25 protein-coding genes are annotated in these 24,905 nt (G+C 65.5%); 14 read left to right on the top strand and 11 right to left on the bottom strand.

The genetic code is table 11. The annotated features are described in order from the left end of the window. Nucleotides 1–256 precede the first annotated feature (256 nt). Nucleotides 257–1,075: a hypothetical protein gene (locus AC3WTC_RS11445; protein WP_025877373.1), complete on the bottom strand. Its 819-nt coding sequence runs from the start codon at nt 1,073–1,075 to the stop codon at nt 257–259. Between the two features lie 496 nt (nt 1,076–1,571). Here AC3WTC_RS11445 and AC3WTC_RS11440 point away from each other — a divergent pair, with 496 nt between their 5' ends. From AC3WTC_RS11440 to AC3WTC_RS11400, 9 genes are all read left to right on the top strand, one after another. Next, nucleotides 1,572–1,904, top strand: coding sequence for a hypothetical protein (locus AC3WTC_RS11440; RefSeq protein ID WP_032952006.1), 333 nt, complete (start codon nt 1,572–1,574; stop codon nt 1,902–1,904). Between the two features lie 31 nt (nt 1,905–1,935). After that, a complete protein-coding gene (gene atpB / locus AC3WTC_RS11435) occupies nt 1,936–2,724 on the top strand; it encodes a F0F1 ATP synthase subunit A (protein ID WP_025877369.1) in 789 nt (262 codons plus the stop codon). Nucleotides 2,725–2,788: 64 nt separating this feature from the next. Continuing rightward, a complete protein-coding gene (atpE, locus tag AC3WTC_RS11430; protein WP_025877367.1) occupies nt 2,789–3,091 on the top strand; it encodes a F0F1 ATP synthase subunit C in 303 nt (100 codons plus the stop codon). Between the two features lie 114 nt (nt 3,092–3,205). Continuing rightward, on the top strand, nt 3,206–3,676 hold the full coding sequence (locus AC3WTC_RS11425) for a F0F1 ATP synthase subunit B (protein WP_025877365.1): 471 nt from the start codon (nt 3,206–3,208) through the stop codon (nt 3,674–3,676). A gap of 2 nt (nt 3,677–3,678) precedes the next feature. Further along, the gene (locus tag AC3WTC_RS11420) at nt 3,679–4,206 is read left to right on the top strand and encodes a F0F1 ATP synthase subunit delta (RefSeq protein ID WP_025877363.1); all 528 of its coding nucleotides are present in this window, start codon (nt 3,679–3,681) and stop codon (nt 4,204–4,206) included. Between the two features lie 44 nt (nt 4,207–4,250). Beyond that, on the top strand, nt 4,251–5,798 hold the full coding sequence (gene atpA / locus AC3WTC_RS11415; RefSeq protein WP_025877361.1) for a F0F1 ATP synthase subunit alpha: 1,548 nt from the start codon (nt 4,251–4,253) through the stop codon (nt 5,796–5,798). Nucleotides 5,799–5,893: 95 nt separating this feature from the next. After that, the gene (atpG, locus tag AC3WTC_RS11410; protein ID WP_025877359.1) at nt 5,894–6,757 is read left to right on the top strand and encodes a F0F1 ATP synthase subunit gamma; all 864 of its coding nucleotides are present in this window, start codon (nt 5,894–5,896) and stop codon (nt 6,755–6,757) included. Nucleotides 6,758–6,795: 38 nt separating this feature from the next. After that, nucleotides 6,796–8,202 (top strand): F0F1 ATP synthase subunit beta, encoded by a 1,407-nt coding sequence (atpD, locus tag AC3WTC_RS11405; protein ID WP_025877357.1) that lies wholly within the window; start codon nt 6,796–6,798, stop codon nt 8,200–8,202. Nucleotides 8,203–8,314: 112 nt separating this feature from the next. Further along, nucleotides 8,315–8,737 carry a F0F1 ATP synthase subunit epsilon gene (locus tag AC3WTC_RS11400; protein ID WP_025877355.1) on the top strand — a complete coding sequence of 141 codons (423 nt, stop codon included), beginning with the start codon at nt 8,315–8,317 and terminating at the stop codon, nt 8,735–8,737. A gap of 77 nt (nt 8,738–8,814) precedes the next feature. On the opposite strand, the gene AC3WTC_RS11395 is transcribed toward AC3WTC_RS11400, so the two are convergent. Then, nucleotides 8,815–9,198: a GtrA family protein gene (locus tag AC3WTC_RS11395; protein ID WP_100436938.1), complete on the bottom strand. Its 384-nt coding sequence runs from the start codon at nt 9,196–9,198 to the stop codon at nt 8,815–8,817. A gap of 79 nt (nt 9,199–9,277) precedes the next feature. Between AC3WTC_RS11395 and glmU the strand changes: the two genes are divergently transcribed. Further along, nucleotides 9,278–10,645: a bifunctional UDP-N-acetylglucosamine diphosphorylase/glucosamine-1-phosphate N-acetyltransferase GlmU gene (gene glmU, locus AC3WTC_RS11390; RefSeq protein ID WP_100436937.1), complete on the top strand. Its 1,368-nt coding sequence runs from the start codon at nt 9,278–9,280 to the stop codon at nt 10,643–10,645. After that, on the top strand, nt 10,614–11,147 hold the full coding sequence (locus AC3WTC_RS11385; RefSeq protein WP_492711441.1) for a GNAT family N-acetyltransferase: 534 nt from the start codon (nt 10,614–10,616) through the stop codon (nt 11,145–11,147). The genes glmU and AC3WTC_RS11385 overlap by 32 nt, the downstream gene beginning before the upstream one ends. Before the next feature lie 469 nt (nt 11,148–11,616). Here AC3WTC_RS11385 and AC3WTC_RS11380 read toward each other — a convergent pair whose 3' ends face one another. The 7 genes from AC3WTC_RS11380 to AC3WTC_RS11350 all read right to left on the bottom strand — a co-directional run bounded on the left by AC3WTC_RS11380 (nt 11,617) and on the right by AC3WTC_RS11350 (nt 19,435). Next, nucleotides 11,617–12,978 (bottom strand): sensor histidine kinase, encoded by a 1,362-nt coding sequence (locus AC3WTC_RS11380; protein ID WP_492711440.1) that lies wholly within the window; start codon nt 12,976–12,978, stop codon nt 11,617–11,619. Next, nucleotides 12,975–14,321: a sigma-54-dependent transcriptional regulator gene (locus tag AC3WTC_RS11375; RefSeq protein WP_025877345.1), complete on the bottom strand. Its 1,347-nt coding sequence runs from the start codon at nt 14,319–14,321 to the stop codon at nt 12,975–12,977. Before AC3WTC_RS11375 ends, AC3WTC_RS11380 begins: the two co-directional genes overlap by 4 nt. A gap of 140 nt (nt 14,322–14,461) precedes the next feature. Then, complete coding sequence (locus tag AC3WTC_RS11370) at nt 14,462–14,851, bottom strand: PDZ domain-containing protein (protein ID WP_218788011.1); 390 nt, start codon at nt 14,849–14,851, stop codon at nt 14,462–14,464. A 1-nt stretch (nt 14,852) separates the two neighbouring features. Beyond that, nucleotides 14,853–16,067: an ABC transporter permease gene (locus AC3WTC_RS11365; protein ID WP_033832271.1), complete on the bottom strand. Its 1,215-nt coding sequence runs from the start codon at nt 16,065–16,067 to the stop codon at nt 14,853–14,855. Between the two features lie 21 nt (nt 16,068–16,088). Further along, nucleotides 16,089–17,393 carry an ABC transporter permease gene (locus AC3WTC_RS11360; RefSeq protein WP_492711439.1) on the bottom strand — a complete coding sequence of 435 codons (1,305 nt, stop codon included), beginning with the start codon at nt 17,391–17,393 and terminating at the stop codon, nt 16,089–16,091. Between the two features lie 10 nt (nt 17,394–17,403). Next, nucleotides 17,404–18,126, bottom strand: a complete 723-nt coding sequence (locus AC3WTC_RS11355) for an ABC transporter ATP-binding protein (protein WP_025877338.1) — start codon at nt 18,124–18,126, stop codon at nt 17,404–17,406. 31 nt (nt 18,127–18,157) lie between these two features. Beyond that, nucleotides 18,158–19,435 carry an efflux RND transporter periplasmic adaptor subunit gene (locus AC3WTC_RS11350; protein ID WP_025877336.1) on the bottom strand — a complete coding sequence of 426 codons (1,278 nt, stop codon included), beginning with the start codon at nt 19,433–19,435 and terminating at the stop codon, nt 18,158–18,160. A gap of 214 nt (nt 19,436–19,649) precedes the next feature. Here AC3WTC_RS11350 and glmS point away from each other — a divergent pair, with 214 nt between their 5' ends. Then, nucleotides 19,650–21,488, top strand: a complete 1,839-nt coding sequence (glmS, locus tag AC3WTC_RS11345; RefSeq protein WP_032976564.1) for a glutamine--fructose-6-phosphate transaminase (isomerizing) — start codon at nt 19,650–19,652, stop codon at nt 21,486–21,488. A gap of 442 nt (nt 21,489–21,930) precedes the next feature. Then, entirely contained in the window at nt 21,931–22,362 is a 432-nt protein-coding gene (locus AC3WTC_RS11340) for a CBS domain-containing protein (RefSeq protein WP_025877332.1), read from the top strand. A 125-nt stretch (nt 22,363–22,487) separates the two neighbouring features. Here the strand turns inward: AC3WTC_RS11340 and AC3WTC_RS11335 are convergent, their stop codons facing one another. Beyond that, complete coding sequence (locus AC3WTC_RS11335; protein WP_025877330.1) at nt 22,488–22,916, bottom strand: VOC family protein; 429 nt, start codon at nt 22,914–22,916, stop codon at nt 22,488–22,490. A gap of 125 nt (nt 22,917–23,041) precedes the next feature. Beyond that, nucleotides 23,042–23,560, bottom strand: a complete 519-nt coding sequence (gene gloA / locus AC3WTC_RS11330; RefSeq protein WP_088101934.1) for a lactoylglutathione lyase — start codon at nt 23,558–23,560, stop codon at nt 23,042–23,044. A gap of 126 nt (nt 23,561–23,686) precedes the next feature. Here gloA and AC3WTC_RS11325 point away from each other — a divergent pair, with 126 nt between their 5' ends. Next, a complete protein-coding gene (locus tag AC3WTC_RS11325; RefSeq protein WP_025877326.1) occupies nt 23,687–24,799 on the top strand; it encodes a PLP-dependent cysteine synthase family protein in 1,113 nt (370 codons plus the stop codon). Nucleotides 24,800–24,905 lie beyond the last annotated feature (106 nt).

Raw genomic sequence — 24,905 nt, 5'->3', positions numbered from 1 at the left:
GGCTTGCGGAAGGCGGAGCCACAACCACCGCAGCGGCTGCCTGGATGCCTGACACGCGGAGGGAGAGGGGGCTGGGTGCGAAGTAAAGGAGGAGGTGACGGCCGCAGGCCGGCGCCGGGGGACATTCGCACCCCGCCCCCTCTCCCTCAAGCGCTCGACCAACCCGCTTCTGCTCGACGATGCAAAGAAAAAACGCGGCCCCCGATGTTCCGGAGGCCGCGCCAGGAGAGAGAGTTCTGTGGAAGGGGAGCAGGGTTTAGAAGGTGACGCTGATACCCGCCACCGGGCCCTTGAATTCCTGCTTCAGGCCGATGGTGCCGTCGCTGCCCTTCTTGTCCGCATCCAGCTTGAACCAGTCGTAGCCGGCGAATACGCCGAAGTTCTGGGTGAAGCGGTAATCGACGATCGCGTTGGCGCGGCTGAGGTCACCCTTGTAGTCGTCGAAGCTGCCCCAGCGCGTGTTGAGGTACTGGCCCTGCAGGGTGATCATCCACTTTTCGGACGGGGTGAAGCTCAGGCGTGCACCGACCACCGGCGCCACACCGTCGGTCTTCTCGTCCAGGAACTGGCCTTCATACACCGTGCCCAGGTCGGCGTAGCCCTTGGTGCTGACCTTGGCGTATTCGGCACCCAGCTGCAGGCCGAGATCGAACTTCTCGGTGTCCACCACCGAGTAGTCATACACCAGGCTGGCCACCTGGTACTTCAGCTCGGCCTTGACGAAGCTGTCGGCCGGCACGTTGACGTTGCCGAAGGAAATGTCCTGGCCAAGCGTCTCGCGGCGGTCCTTGTCGTACTTGAAGTAGTTGAACAGCAGGCGCTGGCGGTTGCTGATGCGGAACATGCCGTCGATGCGCGGCTCCCATTCCTTGCCACCCAGCTTGAAGTCCTCGGAGAAGCCGATGTCCTGGCCGGCGACATTGGTGTTGCCGCGCAGGGTGTTGTCCGAGTCGATGTTCATCGCACCCAGGCGCAGGGCGAAGCGGTCATCGCCTTCGGCGGCATGGGCGGAGGAGGCGAACGACGCGCCGGCGGCGAGAAGCGAGAGGGCGAGCAGGGTGGGGACGGAGCGCATCGAAAGAGTCCTTGCAGTGGTTCATCGGAATGAAGGCCACTTTGCCGGACGTCGCTGTCCACCATTCGTGAAGGTATGGTCCACGCGATGTGGACGGTTCAGCGCTGTCAGCGCCCTGCGAAAAGATGGCCCCGGAGCGGCGCTTCGGGGCCATCATGGGGACCTGCAGGCGAAGCGTCGACGAGGTAGCTGCAGGCAGGTCGGAAGATGGGACCACTGCCGTCGGCGAAAAGTTCCGCCGCCTGCGACCAAAGTTCAATGCGCTGCACCGCAACATCGCGCAGATGGCATTGTCCCCGTGGTGGGCTGCAAAACCGCAGCCCTTACCGCAACTTGCGCTGTTCCGATATGAACAGGCAGCGGTTGTCTCGCAAATTGTCCCATTGCTATAATTTGGCGGCTCGATGAGGCCCCCCTGCTGTAGTCGCCTCAGCCATCCACTTGTAACCACGCGGGACGTCCTGTGCTGAACTCCGTAGAAACGGGTCGGCGACTGATGCTGCGCGCCGCGGTCTACCCGCTGGCCGCGGTGGCTGTCCTGGCTCTGGCCTTCCTGCTGGTGGGGCCGAAGTATGCCCTTGGTGCCCTGGCATCCGGTGTGGCGGTTTCGGCCGGTGGTTGGGTGGCGGCACGGATGGCGCTGGGTGGTGGTGCGCTGGGGGCCGGTTCGGCCATGGCACGCCTGATCGTTGCGATCGTGGCCAAGTGGGCGCTCGTTTTTGGTGTCCTGATGGTGGGGTTCCTGGTCTTCAAGCTGCCTGCACTGGCGCTGTTGGCCGGTATCGCCGTCGGGCTGATGTTCCAGGTCCTGGCCATGGCCAGGCGCTAATCGAATTCATTTAACTTAAGGTTCCGGACACATGGCAGGCGAGGCGCTTACACCCACCTCCTACATCCAGCATCACCTGCACAATCTGACTGCAGGTCATGGCACCCCGTGGGCGATCCACGTGGACACGCTGGTAACCTCGCTGCTGATGGGCCTGGTGATGGTCGTCGCCTTCTGGATGGCGACCCGCAAGGCCACCTCCGGCGTGCCGGGCAAGTGGCAGGCATTCGTCGAGATCTGCCTGGAGTTCGTTGACCGCCAGGCCAAGGACACCTATCACGGCACCAGCAAGCTGGTGACCCCGATCGCGATCACGATCTTCTTCTGGATCCTCCTGATGAACCTCATCAAGATGATCCCGGCCGACTTCATCGCCAAGCCGCTCGAACTGATGGGCGTGCCGTACTGGAAGCCGGTCCCCACCGCTGACGTCAATGCCACCCTGGGCATGTCGATCAGCGTGTTCTTCCTGATGCTGTTCTTCGCGTTGCGCGCCAAGGGTATTGGTGGTTTCACCAAGGAATTCCTGACCGCACCGTTCGGCAAGTGGATGATGCCGTTCAACCTGATCCTGAACATCGTCGAGTGGCTGAGCAAGCCGATTTCGCTGGCGATGCGACTGTTCGGCAACATGTTCGGCGGTGAAATCGTGTTCCTGCTGATCTGGGTGCTGGGCGGTGCAGGTATCGCCGGCATGTTTGCAGGCGCGTTCGCCGGCTTCGGCTGGATGCTGTTCCACCTGCTGGTGATCCCGCTGCAGGCCTTCATCTTCATGATGCTGTCCATCGTGTACCTGAGCCTGTCGGAAGACGCTCACTGAGTTTCGCTTCACCCTTCATCCGTTTGTTTCTAAACCCTTAGCAATCAAGTTCCTGGAGAAAACCATGTACTTCGCCGTCCTGACCAATCTCGCCCAAGTTCAGAGCTCCACCGTCCTCGCCGTCGGCATCATGATCGGCCTGGCCGCGCTGGGCGCCGGTCTGGGTCTGGCCATCATGGCCGGTAAGTTCCTGGAGTCGGCCGCGCGCCAGCCGGAACTGATCCCGGTCCTGCAGGTCCGCATGTTCATCACCGCCGGCCTGATCGACGCCGCCTTCATCATCTCGGTCGCCGTGGGCCTGCTGTTCGCCTTCGCCAACCCGCTGGTCGGCGAGTTCGTCTCGCGCCTGCCGGCAATCGCTGGCTGATCCAGCGAAAGTGAAACGACCGGGCGCCGCAGGCGCCTGGTCGCGGATGAAGGTTCGGAGGCGCCGCCCGTGTGGCGGCGCATCCATCCCGTCACAACCGACTGAGCGAACCCCATGGATATCGGTTTTACCCTCATCGCCCAGGCCCTGGCCTTTGCCGCCCTGATCTGGCTCATCGCGACCAAGATCTGGCCGCCGCTGATGAACGCGATCGAAGAGCGCCAGCAGAAGATCGCTGAAGGCCTCGCTGCTGCCGACCGCAGCCAGAAAGATCTGGCCCAGGCGCAGGACAAGGTCAATGAAGCGCTGAAGGAAGCCCGCACCAAGGCCAACGAGATCATCGACCAGGCCCACGCGCGTGCCAACCAGATCGTCGACGCGGCCCGCAACGAAGCTGTTGCCGAAGCCACCCGTCAGAAGGACCTGGCCCAGGCCGAAATCGACGCCGCCGCCAACCGTGCCCGTGAAGATCTGCGCAAGCAGGTGTCCGCGCTGGCCGTGACCGGTGCCGAAAAGCTGCTCAAGCGCGAAATCGACGCCAACGCCCACAAGGCGCTGCTCGACGAGCTGGCCTCGGAGATTTAAGGATGAGCCAGGCCCTCACGCTTGCCCGCCCGTACGCCCGCGCCGCCTTCGCGACCGCGCGTGACGAAGGCGCGTTCGCGCCGTGGTCGGACGCTTTGGCGTTCTCCGCCCACGTCGCCGCCGACCCGCGCGTGGCGGCCCTGCTCGCCAACCCGGAGCTGGGTCGCGATGACGCCATCGCCCTGCTGGCGCCGGAGTCCCGCGGCGAGACCTACTCGCGCTTCCTGGCTGTGCTTGCCGAGTCGCATCGTCTGCCGCTGCTGCCGGAGATCGCCGGCATGTTCGACGCCCTGCGCGCCGAGGCCGAGCACGTGGTCAAGGCCACGGTGACCTCCGCGGCCGAGCTGTCGGTTGCCGAGCTGGACGCGATCAAGGCCGCGCTGCGCAAGCGCTTCAACCGCGAGGTCGAAGTGGCCACCGCGGTCGACGCCTCGCTGATCGGCGGCGCTGTGATCGACGCCGGCGACGTGGTCATCGATGGTTCGCTGAAGGGCAAGCTGGCCCGTCTGCAGACCGCGCTCGCTAACTGAATTCATTTAACGTCCGGCCCCGCTGCCGGCACTAGGACTTGACGATGGCAACCACGCTCAACCCCTCCGAAATCAGCGAACTGATCAAGAACCGCATCGAGAAGGTCAAGCTGGCCGCGGAATCGCGCAACGAAGGCACCGTGACCAGCGTGTCCGACGGCATCGTGCGCATCTTCGGTCTGGCCGACGTGATGCAGGGCGAAATGATCGAACTGCCGAACAACACCTTTGCCCTGGCCCTGAACCTGGAGCGCGACTCGGTCGGCGCCGTGGTCCTGGGTGGCTACGAGAACGTGCGCGAAGGTGACGTCGCCAAGACCACCGGCCGCATCCTGGAAGTGCCGGTCGGTCCGGAACTGCTGGGCCGCGTCGTCAACGCGCTCGGCGAGCCGATCGACGGCAAGGGCCCGCTGGCCACCCAGCTGACCGCTCCGGTGGAGCGCGTTGCTCCGGGCGTGATCTGGCGCAAGTCGGTCGACCAGCCGGTGCAGACCGGTTACAAGTCGGTCGACTCGATGATCCCGATCGGCCGTGGCCAGCGCGAGCTGGTCATCGGTGACCGCCAGACCGGCAAGACCGCACTGGCCATCGATGCGGTGATCAACCAGAAGGGTACCGGCATCAAGTGCGTGTACGTAGCGATCGGCCAGAAGGCTTCGACCGTTGCCAACATCGTGCGCAAGCTGGAAGAGAACGGCGCCCTGGCTCACACCATCGTGGTGGCTGCCACCGCGTCCGAATCGGCCGCGATGCAGTACATCAGCGCCTACTCGGGCTGCACCATGGGCGAGTACTTCATGGACCGCGGCGAAGACGCGCTGATCGTGTACGACGATCTGTCCAAGCAGGCCGTGGCTTACCGCCAGATCTCGCTGCTGCTGAAGCGCCCGCCGGGCCGTGAAGCCTACCCGGGTGACGTGTTCTACCTGCACTCCCGTCTGCTCGAGCGCGCTGCCCGCGTGTCCGAAGAGTACGTCGAGAAGTTCACCAACGGTGCGGTGACCGGCAAGACCGGTTCGCTGACCGCGCTGCCGATCATCGAGACCCAGGCCGGCGACGTTTCCGCGTTCGTTCCGACCAACGTGATCTCGATCACCGACGGCCAGATCTTCCTGGAAACCGATCTGTTCAACGCCGGCATCCGCCCGGCCGTGAACGCCGGTATCTCGGTGTCGCGCGTCGGTGGTTCGGCGCAGACCAAGATCATCAAGAAGCTGTCCGGCGGCATCCGTATCTCGCTGGCCCAGTACCGCGAGCTGGCTGCGTTCGCGCAGTTCGCCTCGGACCTGGACGAAGCCACCCGCAAGCAGCTTGAGCGCGGCCAGCGCGTCACCGAGCTGATGAAGCAGAAGCAGTACGCGCCGATGTCGATCGCCAACCAGGCGCTGTCGATCTACGCCGTCAACGAGGGTTACCTCGACGACGTGCCGGTCAGCAAGCTGCTGGCGTTCGAAGAAGGCCTGCACGCGCATTTCGCCAACACCCAGGGCGAACTGATCGGCAAGGTCAACGCCACCGGCGGTTGGGACAACGACATCGAAGGTGCCTTCAAGAAGGGCATCGTCGAGTTCAAGACCACCGGCAGCTGGTAATCGAGGTCCTGTAGAGCGGAGCGATGCTCCGCTGGACCAGACGATCAAACGGTTGAACAACGCGGGGCCCCGGCCCCGCGCCACGGGAATAAAAGATGGCAAGCGGACGCGAAATCAAAACCAAGATCAAGAGCGTGCAGAACACCCGCAAGGTGACGCGCGCCCTGGAAATGGTCTCGGCCTCCAAGATCCGCAAGGCGCAGGATCGGATGAAGACCTCGCGTCCGTACGCGCAGGCGATGAAGCAGGTGATCGGCCACCTGGCGCAGGCCAGCACCGACTACCAGCATCCGTTCCTGGTCGAGCGTGAGCAGGTCAAGCGGGTCGGTTTCATCGTGATCTCCTCCGATCGCGGTCTGGCCGGCGGCCTCAACAACAACCTGTTCCGCAGGATGCTTGGCGAAGCCAAGGCCTGGCAGGACAAGGGCGCCGAAGTGGACCTGGTGACCATAGGCCAGAAGGCATCGACCTTCTTCCGCCGGGTCAAGGTGAACATGGTCGGCACGGTGACCCACATCGGCGACACGCCGAAGCTGGAATCGCTGATCGGTGTGATCAAGGTCATGCTCGACGCCTTCACCGAAGGCAAGGTCGACCGCGTGTACCTGGTCTACAACCGCTTCGTCAACACGATGACGCAGAAGGCCAGCTTCGATCAGCTGCTGCCGCTGCCGGCCGCTGAGAAGCAGGTTGCGCACCACGACTGGGACTACCTGTACGAACCCGATGCCGCGACCGTGCTCGAGCACGTGATGACGCGTTACATCGAGTCGCTGGTGTACCAGGCGCTGCTGGAAAACGTCGCTTCCGAGCATGCCGCGCGCATGGTGGCGATGAAGTCGGCCAGTGACAACGCCAACAAGCTGATCGGAACCCTGCAGCTGGTCTACAACAAGGCCCGCCAGGCAGCGATCACCCAGGAAATCTCCGAAATCGTCGGCGGCGCGGCAGCAGTCTGACCGCGTTCGTTAAAAGCACACATTTAGAGGATGCAGCAATGAGTCAGGGCAAGATCGTTCAGATCATCGGCGCCGTCGTCGACGTCGAATTCCCCCGCGAGTCGGTGCCGAAGGTGTACCACGCGCTGAAGGTGGACAACACCGAAATCACCCTGGAAGTGCAGCAGCAGCTCGGTGACGGCGTGGTCCGCTGCATCGCGCTGGGCTCCACCGATGGCCTGAAGCGCAACCTGGTGGCCACCAACACCGGCCGCGGCATCTCCGTGCCGGTCGGCGCTGGCACCCTGGGCCGCATCATGGACGTGCTCGGCCGCCCGATCGACGAAGCCGGTCCGGTCGCCTCCAGCGACACCTGGGAAATCCATCGCGCTGCTCCGTCGTATGAAGACCAGTCCCCGGCCACCGAGCTGCTGGAAACCGGCATCAAGGTCATCGACCTGATGTGCCCGTTCGCCAAGGGCGGCAAGGTCGGCCTGTTCGGCGGCGCCGGCGTCGGCAAGACCGTCAACATGATGGAACTGATCAACAACATCGCCAAGGCGCACAGCGGTCTGTCCGTGTTCGCCGGCGTGGGTGAGCGTACCCGTGAGGGCAACGACTTCTACCACGAGATGAAGGACTCCAACGTCCTGGACAAGGTCGCGATGGTGTACGGCCAGATGAACGAGCCGCCGGGCAACCGTCTGCGCGTCGCCCTGACCGGCCTGACCATGGCCGAGTACTTCCGCGACGAGAAGGACGAGAACGGCAAGGGCAAGGACGTGCTGCTGTTCGTCGACAACATCTACCGCTACACCCTGGCCGGTACCGAAGTGTCGGCACTGCTGGGTCGTATGCCGTCGGCAGTGGGTTACCAGCCGACCCTAGCCGAGGAAATGGGCGTCCTGCAGGAGCGCATCACCTCGACCAAGAATGGTTCGATCACCTCGATCCAGGCCGTCTACGTGCCGGCCGATGACTTGACCGATCCGTCGCCGGCGACCACCTTCGCCCACCTTGACTCGACCGTGACCCTGTCGCGTTCGATCGCTTCGCTGGGTATCTACCCGGCGGTCGATCCGCTGGACTCCACCAGCCGCCAGATGGACCCGCTGGTCATCGGCCACGAGCACTACGACACCGCCCAGCGCGTCCAGCAGACCCTGCAGAAGTACAAGGAACTGAAGGACATCATCGCCATCCTGGGCATGGACGAACTGTCCGAAGAAGACAAGCAGGCCGTGTCGCGCGCCCGCAAGATCGAGCGCTTCTTCAGCCAGCCGTTCCACGTGGCCGAAGTGTTCACCGGCTCGCCGGGCAAGTACGTGTCGCTGAAGGACACCATCCGTGGCTTCAAGGCCATCGTCGATGGCGAGTACGACCACCTGCCGGAGCAGGCGTTCTACATGGTCGGCAGCATCGAAGAAGCGGTCGAGAAGGCCAAGAAGATGGCCGAGAAGGCCTGATGCGGCGGGGACGGGCACACGCCCGTCCCGACCGTGACACGGGGTGGGCCTGCGCCCACCGCTGCGGAATCCCTGCGGTGGGTTCGACCCGCCCCCTAGCGAAGAGAGTTACATGAGCACCATCCGTTGCGACATCGTCAGCGCCGAGCAGGAAATCTTCCGTGGCGAAGCGACCCTGGTCGTGGCCACCGGTGAGTTGGGCGAACTGGGCATCGCGCCCAAGCACGCACCGCTGATCACCCGCCTGAAGCCGGGCAAGGTGGTAGTGACCACGCCGAGCGGCGAGCAGCTGGATTTCGCCATTTCCGGCGGCATCCTGGAAGTGCAGCCGCAGGTGGTGACCGTGCTGGCCGACACCGCGATCCGCGCACAGGACATCGACGAAGCCTCGGTCCGCAAGGCCAAGGAAGAAGCCGAACGCATCCTGGCCAACCGCGGCGAAGCGATGGAAGTGGCCGAAGCCCAGCAGAAGCTGGCAGAGGCCGTTGTCCAGCTGCAGGCGCTTGAGCGCCTGCGCAAGACCCTCAAGCACTGAGGTCCAGCGCCATCGAGCAGGAACGCCGGCCCAGTGCCGGCGTTTTTGTATGTGTCGACAACGTAGCGGAAACGCCGTTACCGGTACACGACATGGCGCAGCAGCAGGAAAGACACCACCGCCAGGCCCGCTTCCACCAGCGGCTTTGCCAGCCAGGCGTACCGCAGGCCCAGCGCATGGTCGGCGGCGGCCACCAGCAGTGTGCTGGCCATGGTCAGCAGCAGCCACAGCGGCAGGAATCGTGCGAAGCGGCGCCAGCCCAGGCGCTGCCCGTTGGCGTCGGCGAAGGTGATGCGTCCATTGAGCCAGAAACCCAGCAGCATGCCGGCCACGCGTCCGCAGACGTTGCCGGGCGCAGCCGGCATGCCGGCCGCCGTCGCCAGCACGAACACCGCCCAGTCCAGCAGCAACTGCAGCAGGCCGATGACGAGATAGGAACGGCCTTGGCGGAGCAGGCTCATGGTGCCGGGGTCATGGTGGGGGCCCCATGTTAACGGCCTCCGTTCTAGAATCACCGCCATCGAATCGTGGACCGCCCGCATGACCCAACCCCTGCACGTGATCATCCTCGCCGCTGGCGCCGGCAAGCGCATGAAGTCGGTGCTGCCCAAGGTGCTGCAGCCGATTGCCGGCCAGCCGATGCTGGCGCATGTGATCGCCACGGCGCGGGAACTGCAGCCGGCCGCCATCCACGTGGTGTACGGCCACGGCGGGGATCAGGTGCGGAGCTACTTCGCTGACCAGCCGGACCTGTTGTGGGCGGAACAAGCGCAGCAGCTGGGTACCGGTCACGCCGTTGCCCAGGCCATGCCGGAGGTGCCCGACGCCGCCCAGGTGCTGGTGCTGTACGGCGATGTGCCGTTGATCCGTGCGCAGACCCTGCGCGACCTGCTGGCCCAGCCGGGCCGGCTGGCCGTGCTGGTGGCCGATGTCGAGGATCCCACCGGCTATGGTCGCGTGCTGCGCGACGCCGAAGGCAAGGTCGGGGCGATCGTCGAGCAGAAGGACGCCGATGACGAACAGCGCCGGGTGCGCATCATCAACACCGGCATCATCACTGCCGAATCGACGGCGCTGCGCCGCTGGCTGTCGCAGCTGTCCAACAGCAACGCGCAGGGCGAGTACTACCTGACCGATGTATTCGCCTTTGCCGCCCGCGAGTTCACTCCGGCGGAGATGGCCCTGGTGGCCGATGCGCAGGACGCCGAAGGCGCGAACGATCCGTGGCAGCTCTCGCAGCTGGAACGGGCCTGGCAACGGCGCGCGGTGCGCGCGCTGTGCATCCAGGGCGCGCGCGTGCGCGATCCGTCGCGGGTGGATATCCGGGGTGAGGTGATCGTCGGCAGCGATGTGATGATCGATGTCGATGTGATCCTTGAAGGTAAGGTGGTGCTCGGCGATGGCGTGACCATCGGCCCGTTCACCCGGCTGAAGGACGTCACACTCGGCGCTGGCACCGAAGTGCGTGCGCACTGCGATGTGGAAGGCGTGATCAGTGAGGGTGCGGCGCAGATCGGCCCGTTCGCGCGCCTGCGCCCGGGCACCGTGCTGGCCGATGGCGTGCACGTGGGCAACTTCGTGGAAACCAAGAAGGTCACCCTGGGAGTGGGCAGCAAGGCCAACCACCTCACCTATCTGGGCGATGCGGTGATCGGCAGCAAGGTCAACATCGGCGCGGGCACCATCACCTGCAACTACGACGGCGTGAACAAGTCGACCACCACCATCGGCGACAACGCTTTCATCGGCTCCAACAGTTCGCTGGTGGCGCCGGTGCTGATCGGTGAAGGCGCGACGATTGCTGCCGGTTCGGTCATCACCCGCACTGCGCCGGACGGCAAGCTGACCGTAGCCCGTGCGCGCCAGGAAACCATCGATGGCTGGCAGCGCCCCATCAAGAAAAGCTGAGCCGAGGCCACCGCGCGTCGATGAACTGAGTGCGCTGCCCCGCATCGAACAGCGTGCGGGTGAACTGCTGCGCGGGCACGAGGCGTACCCGGTGTTCGCCGGCCATGGACTGGACCTTCCCACGTTGCAGGCCGGACTGCGGCGTGGCCTGTTGTGGATCATCGAAGGCGCCGCTGGCGGCATCGCCGGCTATTTGCTGGGCGGTACGCTCGACGGCGATTTCCATGTGCTGCAGATGGATGTGGATCCCAATCATGCTCGCCGTGGCTACGGACGGGCGTTGCTGCAGCATGCACTCGCCGAGGCCAGGGCGCTTGGCTATCCGGCGGCGGTGCTGACCACGTTGTCCGATGTACCGTGGAATGCGGCGTTCTATGCCAGCGAAGGATTCACCCTGCTGCCGGAGCCAGAGTGGGGCGCGGGCCTGCGAGGGGTGATGGCCGAGGAAGCCGCGTTGGGATTCCCGATGCACCTGCGGGTGGCGATGCGACGGGTGCTTTAGTTTTTGCCTCTTCTGTTGATTGCTGAAGGTTGATCACGGTTCATGGGTGTCACTTTTCTTTTCGCGCGAAAAGAAAAGTAACCAAAAGAAACGCGCCGCCAGTCCGCGAGCCGTCGTGCTGCGCACGCCGGTACCCTGCGCTCCTTGGTCCGTCGAGGGACGGCGCGGGAACTCGCTGCGCTCAGACACCCGCGCCTCTTCGCCCTCGCCGGCCCTGCGGTGCTCGGCTCGCTTCAAGGCGGACCCAAGTCAAAGGCCACAGCTGCACCCAGTAGATCCACGCCATGCGTGGATGCTTTTGCTCTGCTTCTCGAGTCCGTCTTGAAGCGAGCCGAGCACCGATGCGCAGCACGACGGCTCGCGGCCGGCGGAACGCTTCTTTTGGTTACTTTTCTTTGCGTACAAAGAAAAGTGACACCCATGAACAATGATCAACCTTCAGCCATCAACAGAGGAAGGAAGAACAAACCTACCCCACCGGCAACAGGATCGACACACACAGCCCGCCGTCGGTGCGGTTCTGCAGTGACACGCGACCACCGTGCGCCTCGACGATCTCGCGGGTGAGGGCCAGCCCCAGCCCGGTGCCGTTGCGCTTGGTCGAATAGAACGGCATCAGCGCATTCTGCAGCACCTGCTCGTTCATGCCCTTGCCGCGGTCCAGCACATCCAGCCGCAGCCACTGCGGCAGCCGGGTCAGCTGCACCTGCACGTCGTTGTTCGGTGGATCTGCTTCAGCACAGGCCTCGTGTGCATTCTTCAGCAGGTTGAGCAGGGCCTGGCCGAACTGGGCGATGTCGATCCGGCTGCTCAGTTCCTCGTCGGGTGCACGCTCCATCGTGAACGGAATCTGCTGGCACAGGCTGGACAGGAACGGCGCCCAGTGCACGGTCTGCAGCTGCGGCTGCGGCAGCTTGGCGAAACGCGCGTAGCCGCGGATGAAGCCTTCCAGGTGGCGGGCGCGGTCTTCGATGGTGGTGAAGATCTCCGGCAGCCGGTCGAAGCGCTCGCGCTTGACCAGTTCGCCGCCGGAGTGCGCCAGCGATGCGATCGGCGCCAGCGAGTTGTTGAGTTCGTGGCTGATCACCCGGATCACCTTCTTCCAGGTCTGTACTTCCTGCCGGCGCAGTTCGGCAGTGAGCTGGCGTACCAACAGCAGGTCATGCGGGCGGCCGTTGAGCTGGAACGCGCGCCGCGACAGGTGATAGACCTGTTCGTCGTCCTCGTCGCCCTCCACACCGTCTTCGCTTTCCGACTTCACCGCAAACAGGCTGTCGCCGCCGCGGCCGATGGCATCGCGCAGTTCCACCGGCAGCTGCTCGAGCACGTCTTCCATGCGCTGGCCTTCCAGCTTCCAGCCGCTGTGCAGCAGCTTGCGCGCGGCCAGGTTGGAGAACACCACGCGGGAAATGCCATCGCCACCGGCGGCGATCAGCAGCATCGCCACCGGGGTGTTCTGCACCATGGTGTCCAGCAGCAGTTCGCGCTGCACCAGGCCCTGGCGTTGTGCGCGCAGCACTTCCCCCAGCTCGCGGTGTGCCTGCACCAGGTCACCCAGTTCGTCATTGCCGGGCCAGTAGATGCCGAAGTTGTACTCACCGTCGCGGTAGCTGCTGGTGGTCCCGGACAGCGCCCGCATCAACGAGCGCACCGGTGCGGTGGCGCGGCGCAGCGTCCACCACATCAATGACAGCAGGATGATCGTGGAGACCGTGGTCACCACCCAGCCATGGTCCATCCAGTAGGCCAGCAGCCACGGCAGCGCGGCAGCCAGCGCCAGCACCGGCAGCAGGCGCAGGAACAGGCGGAAGGTGAAGGAGCGTCGCTTCATTCGCGTGGGATGCCGTGACGGTCCATGCGCCGGTACAGCGCCTGCCGGCTCAGTCCAAGCTCGTTGGCCGCCTGTGCGATGACGCCGTGGTTGCGCGCCAGCACTTCTTCGATGCGTGCGCGATCGGGATCATTGCCGGCGCTTGGCGTCGGGCGCGGTGCAGCAGGTGCACGCGGCAGGTTGAGATCGGCCACTTCGATGCGGTTGCCGGTGGCCAGCAGCTCGGCACGCTGGATCACGTTGCGCAGCTCGCGCACGTTGCCCGGCCACAGGTGGCGCTGCAGTGCGGTGGCCGCCGTGCTGGACAGCGGCTTGCCGATGCTGAGGAAATGCTCGGCCAGCGGCACGATGTCGCCGGGGCGGTCGGCCAGCGGCGGCAGCGTCAGTTCCACCGTGTTGAGCCGGTAGTAAAGGTCTTCGCGGAACGTACCTTCGCGGATCATCGCCGGCAGGTCGGCATTGGTCGCGCTGACCACGCGCACCTTGACCTGGCGTTCGCGGTTGGAGCCCAGGCGTTCGAAACGTCCTGTCTCCAGCACGCGCAGCAGCTTCATCTGCCCACCCAGCGACAGGTTGCCGATCTCATCCAGGAACAGCGTGCCGCCGTCGGCTGCCTCGAACTTGCCTTCGCGCGCCTTGTTGGCGCCGGTATAGGCGCCGGCCTCGGCGCCGAACAGTTCGGCCTCGATCAGTTCGGAGGGCAGGGCGCCACAGTTCACCGCCACGAACGGACCCTTGGCCACCAGCGAGTTGGCCTGGATGATCTGCGCGATCTTCTCCTTGCCCGCGCCATTGGGGCCAGTGATCAGTACCGGCAGCTCCGAGCGCGCGACCTGGCAGGCCAGGGCGATCACCCGCTCGCTGGCGGGGTCGGCGAACACTGCACCACACAATGCGTACTTGTCTTCCAGCGCATGCCGCTGGCGCTGTTCGCGCTGGCGTCGCTGGTCCAGCTCGCGCCGCGCTTCGGACAATTCCAGCAGGTTGTTGACCGTGGTCAGCAGCTTGCGGTCATCCCAGGGCTTGGCCAGGTAGTCGGCGGCACCGGCCTTGACCAGGTCCACCGCGCTGCTCAGGTGGGTCCAGGCCGTCAGCAGGATCACCGGCAGATCGGGGTGGCGTTCGCGGATCTGTGCGAACAGCGCCTCGCCTTCCTCACCGGAGGTGGTGTCCTCGCTGAAATTCATGTCCTGGATCACCAGGTCCACCGGCTGCGATTCCAGCAGCGCCAGCCCTTCGGCCGGGCTCTGCGCCAGCAGGGTGTCGATGTCGTGCAGGGAGAACAGCACGTCCAGCGCGGTTCCCACGCTGGCGTTGTCGTCGATGATCAGGATCGCAGGCATGGGTCGCAAAGAGGGTAGCGCCGGGCCATGCCCGGCGGGGCGGGTGAAGTTGCAGCGGCTGGAACCGCCGGGCATGGCCCGGCGCTACCGGGCCGCTCTGCAATATAGCGAAACCAGCGGTAGCGCAGGGGCGTCCGGACTCAGCGCCGTGGCGGCGGCGGCGGCGGAGCCGGAGGGGGGGGCGGCGGCGCCAGCGCGGGGCGCCACTGGGCCACGTTCACCGGTACCGTGAGCATCCGGCCATCGCGGCGCAGCAGCAGGTGGACGGTGGGCGTCGATGCCGCCCGCACTGCGTCGGCGAGCTGTTCGATCTGCCGCACCGGCGAATCGTCCACGCGCAGGATGCGGTCGCCATGGCGCACGCCGAAGCGCGCCTCCGGGCTGGCCGCATCCACCCTCACCACGCCTTCGGTCGAGCGCAGCGCCAGCCGCGCATCGTCCTGGCGCCACTCCAGCGTCTGCGCGCTGCTGCTGCCGGCGAGTACCGGCAGCGGCAGGGCCAGCAACAGCACCAGCAGGCTGGCGCGCATCTCACGCCCCCCGCGTGGCGACGGCCGGTGGCACCGCCGCAGCGCGGCGGGCCGGGCCGAACACGGCGATCTGCCCCAGCAGCCACAGCAGCGCTGCGCCCAGCGGCAGGTACAGCAGCGGCATGCGCGGCAGCTCGTACATGTTCATCAGGGCCAGGTTGATGGCGTACGCCGCCAGCATGCCCAGCACGATGCCCAGCGTGGCCAGCAGGAAGTTCTCGGTCTGGAAGTAGCGCAGGATCTGCCCGCGGGTGGCGCCCAATGCGCGGCGGATGCCGATCTGCTTGCTGCGCTGCTGCACCCAGAAGCTGGCCAGGCCGACGATGCCCAGGGCGGTGACAACCAGCAGCGCCACGCAGACCGTCACCAGCAGGCCGACCATCGAGCGGTCGTTCTTGAAGTAGTCGGCACGCTGTTCCTGGTAAGTCAGTTTCTCGCGCACCAGGCGGTTGGGGTCGTTGTGCTCCAGCGCGGCCAGCGCACCCTTCAGCACTTCATCGCGGCGTTCCGGCGAAGTGCGCAGCATGTACGGGCCGCGGGTGAAGTCGGTACGCACCGGCAGCATCATCGACAGGGTGCTGTTGTCGTTGTAGTCGGTGGGGGTGGCCAGATGGGCGACCACGCCGACCACGTGCAGGGCCTGGTTGCCCATGTAGAAGGTCTTGCCCAGCGCGCTCTGGTCCGGATACATCTTGGCGGCGACCTGCTGGTTGATGATCACCGGCGCGGCGCGGTCGGGCTTCGGATTCTTCTGGGCTTCCTCATAGTCGATGTATTCACTGGGCAGGAAGTCGCGGCCGGCGACCAGCTGCAGGCCAAGCGTCGGCAGTGCGTTCTCGCTGAACATGTACAACGACACGAACGCGGTCGGGCGCTCCTGGTCACGTTCGCGCGAGATGCTGGTGTTGCTCGAGTTGCGGCGGAATGGCAGCTGGTTGACCTTGGTCACGCTGGTCACGCCGGGAATCGCGCGCAGCGATGCCAGGTCTTCGTTGGTGCGGGCCATGGCGTTGGCCTGCTTGCCGATGCCGCTGACCCGGACCATGACCAGTTCGTTCTCGGCCAGGCCGCTGGGCTGGCTGATCTTTTCCACGCGCTGGGTGACCAGGAACAGGGCATTGCAGACGATGGCGCAGGTCAGGGCGATTTCCAGCACGATCAATGCGGCTGCGGTCTTGTGCCGGCGCAGGGTGCTGAGGATGGGGCGGATGTCCATGGGAAGTCCTCGTTCTGGTGCTTACTGCGACTTGAGCTGGATGGCCGGGGTGACCTGCATCGCGCGCCAGGCGGGCAGGAAGCCGGCAGCAATGCTGGCCAGCAGGGTCAGGCCGAGGGCGAGCAGCAGCATGCTGCCGTCGAGGTGGGCCAGCTTGGCGTAGTCCACCGGCTGCTGGCGCACTGCATACAGGCCCAGCAGTGCCAGGCCGATGCCGAGCACGCCGCCGACCACGCCCACCGCGCCCGCCTCGACCAGGCACTGCAGGAAGATCTGCCCGCGGCTGGCACCCAGTGCGCGGCGCACGCCGATCTCACCGCTGCGGCGCAGGAACTTGGCCAGCAGCAGGCCGACCGTGTTGACCAGGCAGACACCGAGGAAACCCAGGGCCAGCCACATCTGCAGGCGCACGTCGCTGGGTACCGCGTTGTTGAAGGTCAGCCACTCCATCACGGTGCGCAGGCGCACGTTGGCCGGGCGCTCGAAACGGCCGGCAGCCCGCTGCTGGTCCGAGTAGTTCACCAGGTAGCGGCGGTAGTCCTCGGCCTTGGACGGCTCAAGCTCCACCCAGTACTGGATCCAGGTGCACGGCGCGTTGATCGAATTGCTGTCGTCATCGGGTGCGCCGTCGCGGAAGCAGTTCATGTTGCCGTTGCTGCCGAGCTTGAGGTCCATCGCGGTGGACAGCGGCATCATCAGGTCTTCCTCGCGGCCGTAGTTGCCCACGGTCAGGTCGAAGAAGTGCGGTTCCGGATTCCAGGTATCCATCACCCCGATCACGCGCAGCGAATGGCCCTCGACCCGGATCTGGCGACCGACACTGTCGGCGCCCTGGAACAGCTTGTCATTGATCACCTTGGACAGCACCACCACGCGGGCGCGACCGTCATCGTCGCCGGCGGTCCAGGCGCGGCCGTACAGCATCGGCACGTTGAACATCGGGAAGAAGTCGGCCGAGGTCCAGCGGGTGTCGATGTTGAACGGCTTCAACGTGCTGCCTTCCGGCTCGACGGTGACGGCGCCCGCACTCATCATCGCCTGGCGCTCGCCACGCTTCTCGCGCAGCAGCGTCTCGGCATCGAAGCGGGTCATCTGGGTCTCCGGCTCTTCGCCGGTCAGGTAACCCGAGCGCGGGCGCGGATCGACCTGCACGTAGAACAGGCGGTCGCTCTTGTCAGGGATCGGGTCGCCGGACAGCACGTGGAACACGGTCAGGGTGGTCATCGAAGCACCGATGCCCAGCGCGATGGCCACCACCATCAGCGCGGTCAGTACCTTGTTGCGGCGGAAGCTGCGTACCGCCAGTCGGGCGTAGTAGGCGAACATGGTCGTGCCCTCACTCGTTGACGGCGACGATGCGACGCGGGGTGGCCAGCACCGGCTCGCGCACCAGGTCGGTGACCTGGCCGTCGACGATGTGCACGTTGCGCTGCGCGCGTGCGGCCAGTTCCGGGTCGTGGGTGACCATCACGATGGTGGTGCCGGCGGCGTTGATCTCCTCCAGCAGTTCCATCACCCCGCGCGCCATCTGCGTGTCCAGGTTGCCGGTCGGTTCGTCGGCCAGCAGCAGGCGCGGGCTGCCGGCCAGGGCACGGGCGATCGCCGCGCGCTGCTGCTGGCCGCCGGAGAGTTCGTTCGGGTAGTGCTTCATGCGCGAGCCCAGGCCAACCTGGCTCAGCGCCTTTTCGATGCGCTCGCGGCGCTCGCCGGCGCTCATCCTGCGGTAGCGCAGCGGCACGTCCACGTTGTCGAACAGGTTGAGGTCCGGAATCAGGTTGAAGCCCTGGAAGATGAAGCCGATCTTCTGGTTGCGCAGGCGGCTGCGGGCATCATCGCCGAGCTTGCTGACGTCCTGGCCATCAAGCATGTAGGTGCCGCTGGTGAAGGTTTCCAGCAGGCCGGCGATGTTGAGGAAGGTGGTCTTGCCGGAGCCGGACGGACCGGTGACGGCGACGAACTCGCCTTCCTTGACCTGCAGTTCCAGTGAACGCAGCGCGTGGGTTTCCACCTGTTCGGTACGGAAGACCTTGGCGACCGAACGCATTTCGAGCATGTACATGGGGTGTCCTCTCTCCAGGATGTATGAGTTGTCAGTTGACGGAGACGCGTTCGGCGTCCTTGAACAGGTCGCTGCCCGAGACCACGATGCGGTCCCCCGGCTGCACACCCGACTTGATTTCCACTTCGCCCAGGCTGCTGACGCCCAGTTCGATCGGACGACGCACCGCGGTGCGGCCATCCATTACGTACGCCACACCGTTGCCCTGTTCCACGAACGGGCCGCGCTCGACCTTCATGACGTTCCTGCGGGTATCCAGCAGCACCCGCACCGACATCCGCTGGCTCTGGCGCAGCCCTTCAGGCTGGGCCGCAGCGAAGCGGACGCGAGCGTTGACTTCACCATTGACCACTTCCGGCGACACCGCACTGATCTCGCCCGGGAACGGCTGGCCATTGCCACCGGTCAGCTGCGCCGGCATGCCGATCGCCAGATCGCGCGCGAAGCTCTCCGGCACCTTGATCTCGACTTCGAACTTGGACAGGTCGACCACGCCCAGCACCGGCGCGTTGGCGGCAAGGTTGGTGGCCTGGGTGGCCTGCACCTGACCGACCTGGCCATCGAACGGTGCACGCAGGGTCAGTGCGTCCACCTGGCGCCGCACTTCGGCCACTACGGCCTTCTGGCGGTCGGCCAGCAAACGCTTGTTGCGTGCGTCCAGGTCCGCGCCCTGGCTCTGCAGGCGTGCATCGGTGGTGGCATTGACCAAGCTGATGTCGGCCTTCTTCAGGGTGTCCTGGGCCTTGGCCAGATCGATCTGCGGCACCGCGCCGCCATCGAAGCCGCGCTGGTAGCGCTGCAGGTCGCGGTCGGCGGCCTGCCGCTCGATGCTGGCCTGGTCGGTTTCCTTGCGCGACTTGGCCCGGGCCAGGGTGGCATCCAGGTTGGCGCGGCTGGCCTCGGCTTCCAGGCCGGCCAGGGTAGCCTCCTCCTGGGCGAGCTTGCTGCGCAGCTCGGGGCTGTCGATGATCGCCAGCTCCTGGCCCTTCTTGACCACGTCACCGGCGACCACCTTCAGGTCCACCGTGCCGGCGGAGATGGCGTACAGCACCGGGCTGTTGGCGGCGATCACGCGGCCGTCGGCGGCGATGTCGCGCACCAGGTCGCCGCGCTGCACTTCGGCGATGCGCACCCGGCTGCTGTCGAACGAGCTGCTGGCATTGGACCACGCATGCACGGCCCAGCCGATGCCGGCCAGCAGCGCGATACCCGCCAGGGCCGGCCAGCGGTAACGGTGCCATGCGGCCTTGGGGGCACTGGCTGAAGCGGAGGAAACGATCTGGTCCTGGGCGGAGGTGTCGCGGATCATCGGGTTCGTGCCTGTCGGTGGTGCCAGAGTGGTGCTATGGACAAAGCACACAGCGTGCCAACTTTATTTCCTTTTCCATCAATGAGTTGAACATGTGTCGCTACTGTCCGGGTGTCCGCGGACACCTTTCCGGACACTTTCATTAAGCGGACAGGAGGGGGCTGGCGGACACGCAGGCTAGAATGCGGCGACCGTCTTCAAGGAAATGCGTGACATGTGTGGAATCGTGGGTGCGATCGCCGGGCGCGACGTGGTGCCGCTGCTGATCGAAGGACTGAAGCGACTGGAATACCGCGGCTACGATTCCTCCGGCATCGCCGTGATCGATCAGGCCGAACGGCCCGAGGTGCGCCGCGTACGCCGCACCGGTCGTGTCTCGGAGATGGCCACTGCTGCCGAGGCGGAAGGCTTCAACGCCAGCCTCGGTATCGGCCACACCCGCTGGGCCACCCATGGTGGTGTCACCGAGGCGAACGCGCATCCGCACATCAGCCATGGCGTGGCGCTGGTGCACAACGGCATCATCGAGAACCATGAGGAGCAGCGCGAGAAGCTGCGCGCGCTGGGCTACACCTTCGAGTCGCAGACCGACACCGAAGTGATCGCCCACCTGATCCACCACCATCTGAAGAAGGGCGATGACCTGCTGGTCGCGCTGCAGCACACGGTGAAGGAACTGACCGGTGCCTATGCGCTGGCCGTGGTCAGCCGTGCCGAGCCGGAACGTTTCGTCTGTGCCCGCATGGGCTGCCCGCTGCTGGTGGGTCTGGGCGAGGGCGAGAACTTCGTGGCGTCCGATGTGTCGGCCGTGCTGTCGGCCACGCGCAAGGTGATCTTCCTGGAAGAGGGCGACACCGCCGAGATCCGCCGGGATGGCGTGAGCATCTTCGATGGCAACGATCAGCCGATCGAGCGCGATGTGCATCTCTCCGATGTCTCGCTGGCCTCCCTGGAGCTGGGCCCGTACCGCCACTTCATGCAGAAGGAGATCCACGAGCAGCCGCGTGCGCTGGGCGACACCATCGAAGCGGCGATCGACGCTGGTGGCTTCCCGGCCGAACTGTTCGGCAAGAATGCCGAAGCGGTGCTGTCGGGAATCGAGGGCGTGCAGATCCTGGCCTGTGGTACCAGTTACTACTCGGGCCTGACCGCGCGCTACTGGATCGAGGCCATCGCCGGCCTGCCGTGCAGCGTGGAGATCGCCAGCGAATACCGCTATCGCGCCGCGTATGCCAATCCCAAGCACCTGATCGTGACCATCTCCCAGTCCGGCGAAACGCTGGACACGATGGAAGCGCTGAAGTACGCCAAATCGCTGGGACACACGCACACGCTGTCGATCTGCAACGTGCCGGAAAGCGCGATTCCGCGCGCCAGCGAACTGGTCTGCTACACCCGTGCCGGCGCCGAGATCGGCGTGGCCTCGACCAAGGCGTTCACCACCCAGCTGGCCGCGCTGTTCCAGCTGACCGTGGTGCTGGGCAAGCTGCATGGCCGCGTTGATGCCGCACAGGAAGCGGACTACCTGGAGCAGCTGCGTTTCCTGCCGGGCAGCGTGCAGCATGCGTTGAACATGGAACCGCAGATCGCCGCATGGGCCGAGCGCTTCGCACGCAAGAGCAGTGCGCTGTTCCTCGGCCGTGGCCTGCACTATCCGATCGCCCTGGAAGGCGCGCTCAAGCTGAAGGAAATCTCGTACATCCACGCCGAGGCCTACCCGGCCGGCGAGCTCAAGCACGGGCCGCTGGCGCTGGTGGACGAGGACATGCCGGTGGTGGTGATCGCACCCAACGACAGCCTGCTGGAGAAGGTCAAATCCAACATGCAGGAAGTGCGCGCGCGTGGCGGCGAGCTGTTCGTGTTCGCCGACCAGGACAGCAACTTCAACGAGTCCGAAGGCGTGCACGTGATCCGCACCCCGCGCCATGCCGGCGTGCTCAGCCCGGTGGTGCACACCATCCCGGTGCAGCTGCTGGCGTACCACACCGCGCTGGCGCGCGGCACCGACGTGGACAAGCCGCGCAACCTGGCCAAGAGCGTTACGGTGGAGTAACACTCGGATCCATTGGATGCTGCATGCGAAAGGGGCCCACGTGGCCCCTTTCGTTTACGACGCTGGCGCTGCCAAGTGGGACAGCCGCCGGGTTTTCTGTCCGCAGTCGGCAGCAGGCAATCAATCTTTAATGCGCGACATCGCCTGTATTCAGCGGCGGTTTCAGCCGCGGTGCCATTCTCTGGATCGTCAGTTGGTTCCTACGACGAACTGTCCCATCGATGCCGCTAGTGACCGATGGTCGCAGTCGTAGAATCGAGTTGACCGAGATCCGGGTTGAGCCGTTGAACCCCCTCGTTCGTGTTGCAGCACGACGTCTGCCGATCCATTCCAAGCGGCAGGTGGGTGCGCCAGACGTGCACTGAAAGGTCTGTTCCCGGGGAGGGGGCGAATCGGCAGAGCACACTTTTTTGACTTGAGTGACCTGCACCAGGAAACAAGAATGAACGTCCGCGAGCTCCTGCAATCCAAGAAAGAAGCTGTCATCACCATCGACACGGAAGACACGATCGGTGCCGCCGCGCACAAGATGAGCGCGAATAAAATCGCCGCACTGGTAGTGATGAAGGATGATGCGCCGGTCGGCATCATTTCCGAAAAGGACATCGTCCGCAGTCTGGCCGATGATGGCCCGCAGGCCGGTCGCCGGGTGATTTCCAGCCTGCCGTCCACCGGCCTGGAAGGCATTGCGCCGGACGCCACGTTGAAGCAGGCCATGTCCCTGATGACCTACTCGCGTCGTCGCCACCTGATGGTCACAGACGGCAGCAAGCTGGTCGGCATCCTCAGCCTGGGTGACATCGTGAAGAACCTGCTGGGCGAGCTGGAGCTGGAAAAGGCCGTGTTGCAGGACATCTACATGGCGGCCCACTGAGGCCTGCGCTGTGTGATGAAACGAAGCCGGGCATTGCCCGGCTTCTTCGTTGGTAGCGCCGGGCCATGCCCGGTTTCATTCGTTGGTAGCGCCGGGCCATGCCCGGCGAGCGCGTAGCGCAGGAATCAGAAGCTGACCTTCACCGAATCGGCGCTGTAGTTCGCCGGGCCGTGGTAGACGACCTCGATGTTGTTGCCATCCGGATCGAGCACGAAGGCGCCGTAGTAGCCGGGATGGTACGGGCGCTCGCCGGGCGCGCCGTTGTCCTTGCCGCCAGCCGCCAGCGCAGCGCTGTGGAAAGCATCGACGGTGGCGGTATCGCGTGCCTGGAACGCCAGATGGTGGCGACCGGTCAACTGGCCGGCAGCGGCCTCGCTGCTGGCGCTGGAAATGAACAACTCGTCGGCCCAGAAGTAGTCATCGCCTTCGCCGGCCACCGGGATGCCGATCGTGTCGAACACCGCCTGGTAGAAGCGGCGGCTGGCGGCCAGATCGCGTACGACCAGCTGGATGTGGTCGATCAATCGCCCACGGTGCAGTTCCATCGTTTCCATACGAACCTCGCAAAAAAGGGGGACGGAGTCGGTAGCGCCGGGCCGGGCCCGGCGAGCGCGCAGCGCGGCCTGCTCAAGGCCGCCGGGCATGGCCCGGCGCTACCGGAATTGTGCCCCTTTCTGGGTCAGGCGTTGGCGATGATCTCGACCCAGTAGCCGTCCGGGTCCTTGATGAAGGCCAGGTTCTTCATGCGGCCGTCGGTCAGGCGCTTCTGGAAGGTGACGCCCAGGTCTTCGAAACGCTGGCAGGCCGCTTCGATGTCCGGCACCGACACGCAGATGTGGCCGAAGCCGCGCGGGTCGCTGTTGCCGTCGTGGTAGACGGCGCCTTCCTGGTTCTCGGTGCCATGGTTGTGGGTCAGTTCCAGCACGCCCGGCAGGCCGGCCATCCACAGGCGGCGGGTGTTGTCATCTTCCGGCACCACGGTGCCGGCCGGTACGTAGGCCAGGAAGTACAGGCTGAACTGGGCTTCGGCGAAGTCGCGCTTGTCGATCAGCTGGTAGCCCAGCACGCGGGTGTAGAAGTCCAGCGAGGCGGTGGCGTCCTTGACCCGCAGCATGGTGTGGTTGAAGACGAAGCCGGTGGTCTCGGCCGGGGCCTGGGCGGCGACGCCGGGGACATCGCGCAGGGCGGGAATGGTCATGGGGGAGGTCCTTCAGACAGGGCCGTTGCCGGCCGGATGGGTGTCATTCTACGGGCCGGCAGCTGACGGCACCGCGACGTACAATGGCCGGATCGCACCGTTCCGTCCTGATGACCATTGCCCGCCATGTCGCAGCGTGAATGGGTGGCCGCCGCCATCCGCAAGATCGAAGCCGATTTCAACCGTTCCGCCGATACCCACCTGATCCCGCTGGCGCTGCCCGGGTTCGAGGGCATCGAGGTGTACCTGAAGGATGAATCGAGCCATCCCACCGGCAGCCTCAAGCACCGGCTGGCGCGTTCGCTGTTCCTGTATGCGCTGGCCAACGGCTGGCTGCGTGAAGGGCGGCCGGTGATCGAGGCCTCCAGCGGCTCCACCGCCGTTTCCGAGGCCTACTTCGCGCGCCTGCTCGGCCTGCCGTTCATCGCAGTGATGCCGGCCACGACGTCGCCGGAGAAGATTGCCGCGATCGAGTTCCACGGTGGCCGCTGCCATCTGGTCGAGCGCGCCTGCGACCTCAACTGCGATTCGGAAAAGCTGGCCCGCGAAACCGGCGGCCACTTCATGGACCAGTTCACCTATGCCGAGCGCGCCACCGACTGGCGTGCCAACAACAACATCGCCGAATCGATCTTCAAGCAGATGGCCGAGGAGCCCAGCCCGATTCCGGACTGGATCGTGTGCAGCCCCGGCACCGGCGGTACCGCAGCAACGCTCGGGCGCTACGTCAGCTATCGCCGGCATGACACCCGCATCCTGTGTGCGGACCCGGAAGTCTCGGTGTTCTACGATGGCTACCAGGCTGCCCTGGCCGGCGGCAACGAGTGGCGCGGCATGACCTGCAACGGCGGCTCGCGGGTGGAAGGCATCGGCCGGCCGCGGGTGGAGTCCAGCTTCATCCCGACCAGTGTCGATGCCATGGTGAAGGTGCCCGACGCCTTGAGCCTGGCTGCGATGCGTCATGTCAGCCGCCAGCTGGGGCGCCGCGTCGGTGGCTCCACCGGCACCAACTTCATCGGCGTGCTGCAGGCCGCGCAGTGGATGCGCGAGGCCGGCCGCCAGGGCAGCATCGTCAGCATCCTGTGCGACAGCGGCGATCGCTACGCGCACAGCTATTACGACCCGGCCTGGTATGTGCGGCAGGGAATCGATGTGGACGCTGCCGACGCGCAGGTAGCGGCGGCGGTGGCCGGGCAGGGCCTGCCTGGATTGCCGTGGTGCAGTCTGGAAGCGCTGTAAGCCCGTCAGGCATCCGCCGGGCATGGCCCGGCGCTACCAGGACAGGTCGGCAGCGCCGGGCCATGCCCGGCGAGCGCAGCGGCGCAGCTGGCCGCACTCAATACCC

The sequence above is a fragment of the Stenotrophomonas sp. FW305-C-20-S1 genome (genome assembly GCF_058783335.1).
The sequence above is the reverse complement of the archived record's forward strand: the minus strand, read 5'-3'. Positions and strand labels throughout refer to the sequence as shown.

Bases quoted from the DNA above. Each gene is read 5' to 3' on its own strand.
- AC3WTC_RS11360 (WP_492711439.1), bottom strand. From the start codon at position 17,393: ATGTTCGCCTACTACGCCCGACTGGCGGTACGCAGCTTCCGCCGCAAC.
- atpE (WP_025877367.1), top strand. From the start codon at position 2,789: ATGTACTTCGCCGTCCTGACCAATCTCGCCCAAGTTCAGAGCTCCACC.
- atpA (WP_025877361.1), top strand. From the start codon at position 4,251: ATGGCAACCACGCTCAACCCCTCCGAAATCAGCGAACTGATCAAGAAC.
- AC3WTC_RS11365 (WP_033832271.1), bottom strand. From the start codon at position 16,067: ATGGACATCCGCCCCATCCTCAGCACCCTGCGCCGGCACAAGACCGCA.
- glmS (WP_032976564.1), top strand. From the start codon at position 19,650: ATGTGTGGAATCGTGGGTGCGATCGCCGGGCGCGACGTGGTGCCGCTG.
- AC3WTC_RS11440 (WP_032952006.1), top strand. From the start codon at position 1,572: ATGCTGCGCGCCGCGGTCTACCCGCTGGCCGCGGTGGCTGTCCTGGCT.
- AC3WTC_RS11370 (WP_218788011.1), bottom strand. From the start codon at position 14,851: ATGCGCGCCAGCCTGCTGGTGCTGTTGCTGGCCCTGCCGCTGCCGGTA.
- AC3WTC_RS11380 (WP_492711440.1), bottom strand. From the start codon at position 12,978: ATGAAGCGACGCTCCTTCACCTTCCGCCTGTTCCTGCGCCTGCTGCCG.
- AC3WTC_RS11385 (WP_492711441.1), top strand. From the start codon at position 10,614: ATGGCTGGCAGCGCCCCATCAAGAAAAGCTGAGCCGAGGCCACCGCGC.
- AC3WTC_RS11355 (WP_025877338.1), bottom strand. From the start codon at position 18,126: ATGTACATGCTCGAAATGCGTTCGGTCGCCAAGGTCTTCCGTACCGAA.
- AC3WTC_RS11445 (WP_025877373.1), bottom strand. From the start codon at position 1,075: ATGCGCTCCGTCCCCACCCTGCTCGCCCTCTCGCTTCTCGCCGCCGGC.
- AC3WTC_RS11325 (WP_025877326.1), top strand. From the start codon at position 23,687: ATGTCGCAGCGTGAATGGGTGGCCGCCGCCATCCGCAAGATCGAAGCC.
- atpB (WP_025877369.1), top strand. From the start codon at position 1,936: ATGGCAGGCGAGGCGCTTACACCCACCTCCTACATCCAGCATCACCTG.
- AC3WTC_RS11340 (WP_025877332.1), top strand. From the start codon at position 21,931: ATGAACGTCCGCGAGCTCCTGCAATCCAAGAAAGAAGCTGTCATCACC.
- AC3WTC_RS11425 (WP_025877365.1), top strand. From the start codon at position 3,206: ATGGATATCGGTTTTACCCTCATCGCCCAGGCCCTGGCCTTTGCCGCC.
- atpG (WP_025877359.1), top strand. From the start codon at position 5,894: ATGGCAAGCGGACGCGAAATCAAAACCAAGATCAAGAGCGTGCAGAAC.
- AC3WTC_RS11350 (WP_025877336.1), bottom strand. From the start codon at position 19,435: ATGATCCGCGACACCTCCGCCCAGGACCAGATCGTTTCCTCCGCTTCA.
- AC3WTC_RS11395 (WP_100436938.1), bottom strand. From the start codon at position 9,198: ATGAGCCTGCTCCGCCAAGGCCGTTCCTATCTCGTCATCGGCCTGCTG.
- gloA (WP_088101934.1), bottom strand. From the start codon at position 23,560: ATGACCATTCCCGCCCTGCGCGATGTCCCCGGCGTCGCCGCCCAGGCC.
- AC3WTC_RS11335 (WP_025877330.1), bottom strand. From the start codon at position 22,916: ATGGAAACGATGGAACTGCACCGTGGGCGATTGATCGACCACATCCAG.
- glmU (WP_100436937.1), top strand. From the start codon at position 9,278: ATGACCCAACCCCTGCACGTGATCATCCTCGCCGCTGGCGCCGGCAAG.
- AC3WTC_RS11420 (WP_025877363.1), top strand. From the start codon at position 3,679: ATGAGCCAGGCCCTCACGCTTGCCCGCCCGTACGCCCGCGCCGCCTTC.
- AC3WTC_RS11375 (WP_025877345.1), bottom strand. From the start codon at position 14,321: ATGCCTGCGATCCTGATCATCGACGACAACGCCAGCGTGGGAACCGCG.
- atpD (WP_025877357.1), top strand. From the start codon at position 6,796: ATGAGTCAGGGCAAGATCGTTCAGATCATCGGCGCCGTCGTCGACGTC.
- AC3WTC_RS11400 (WP_025877355.1), top strand. From the start codon at position 8,315: ATGAGCACCATCCGTTGCGACATCGTCAGCGCCGAGCAGGAAATCTTC.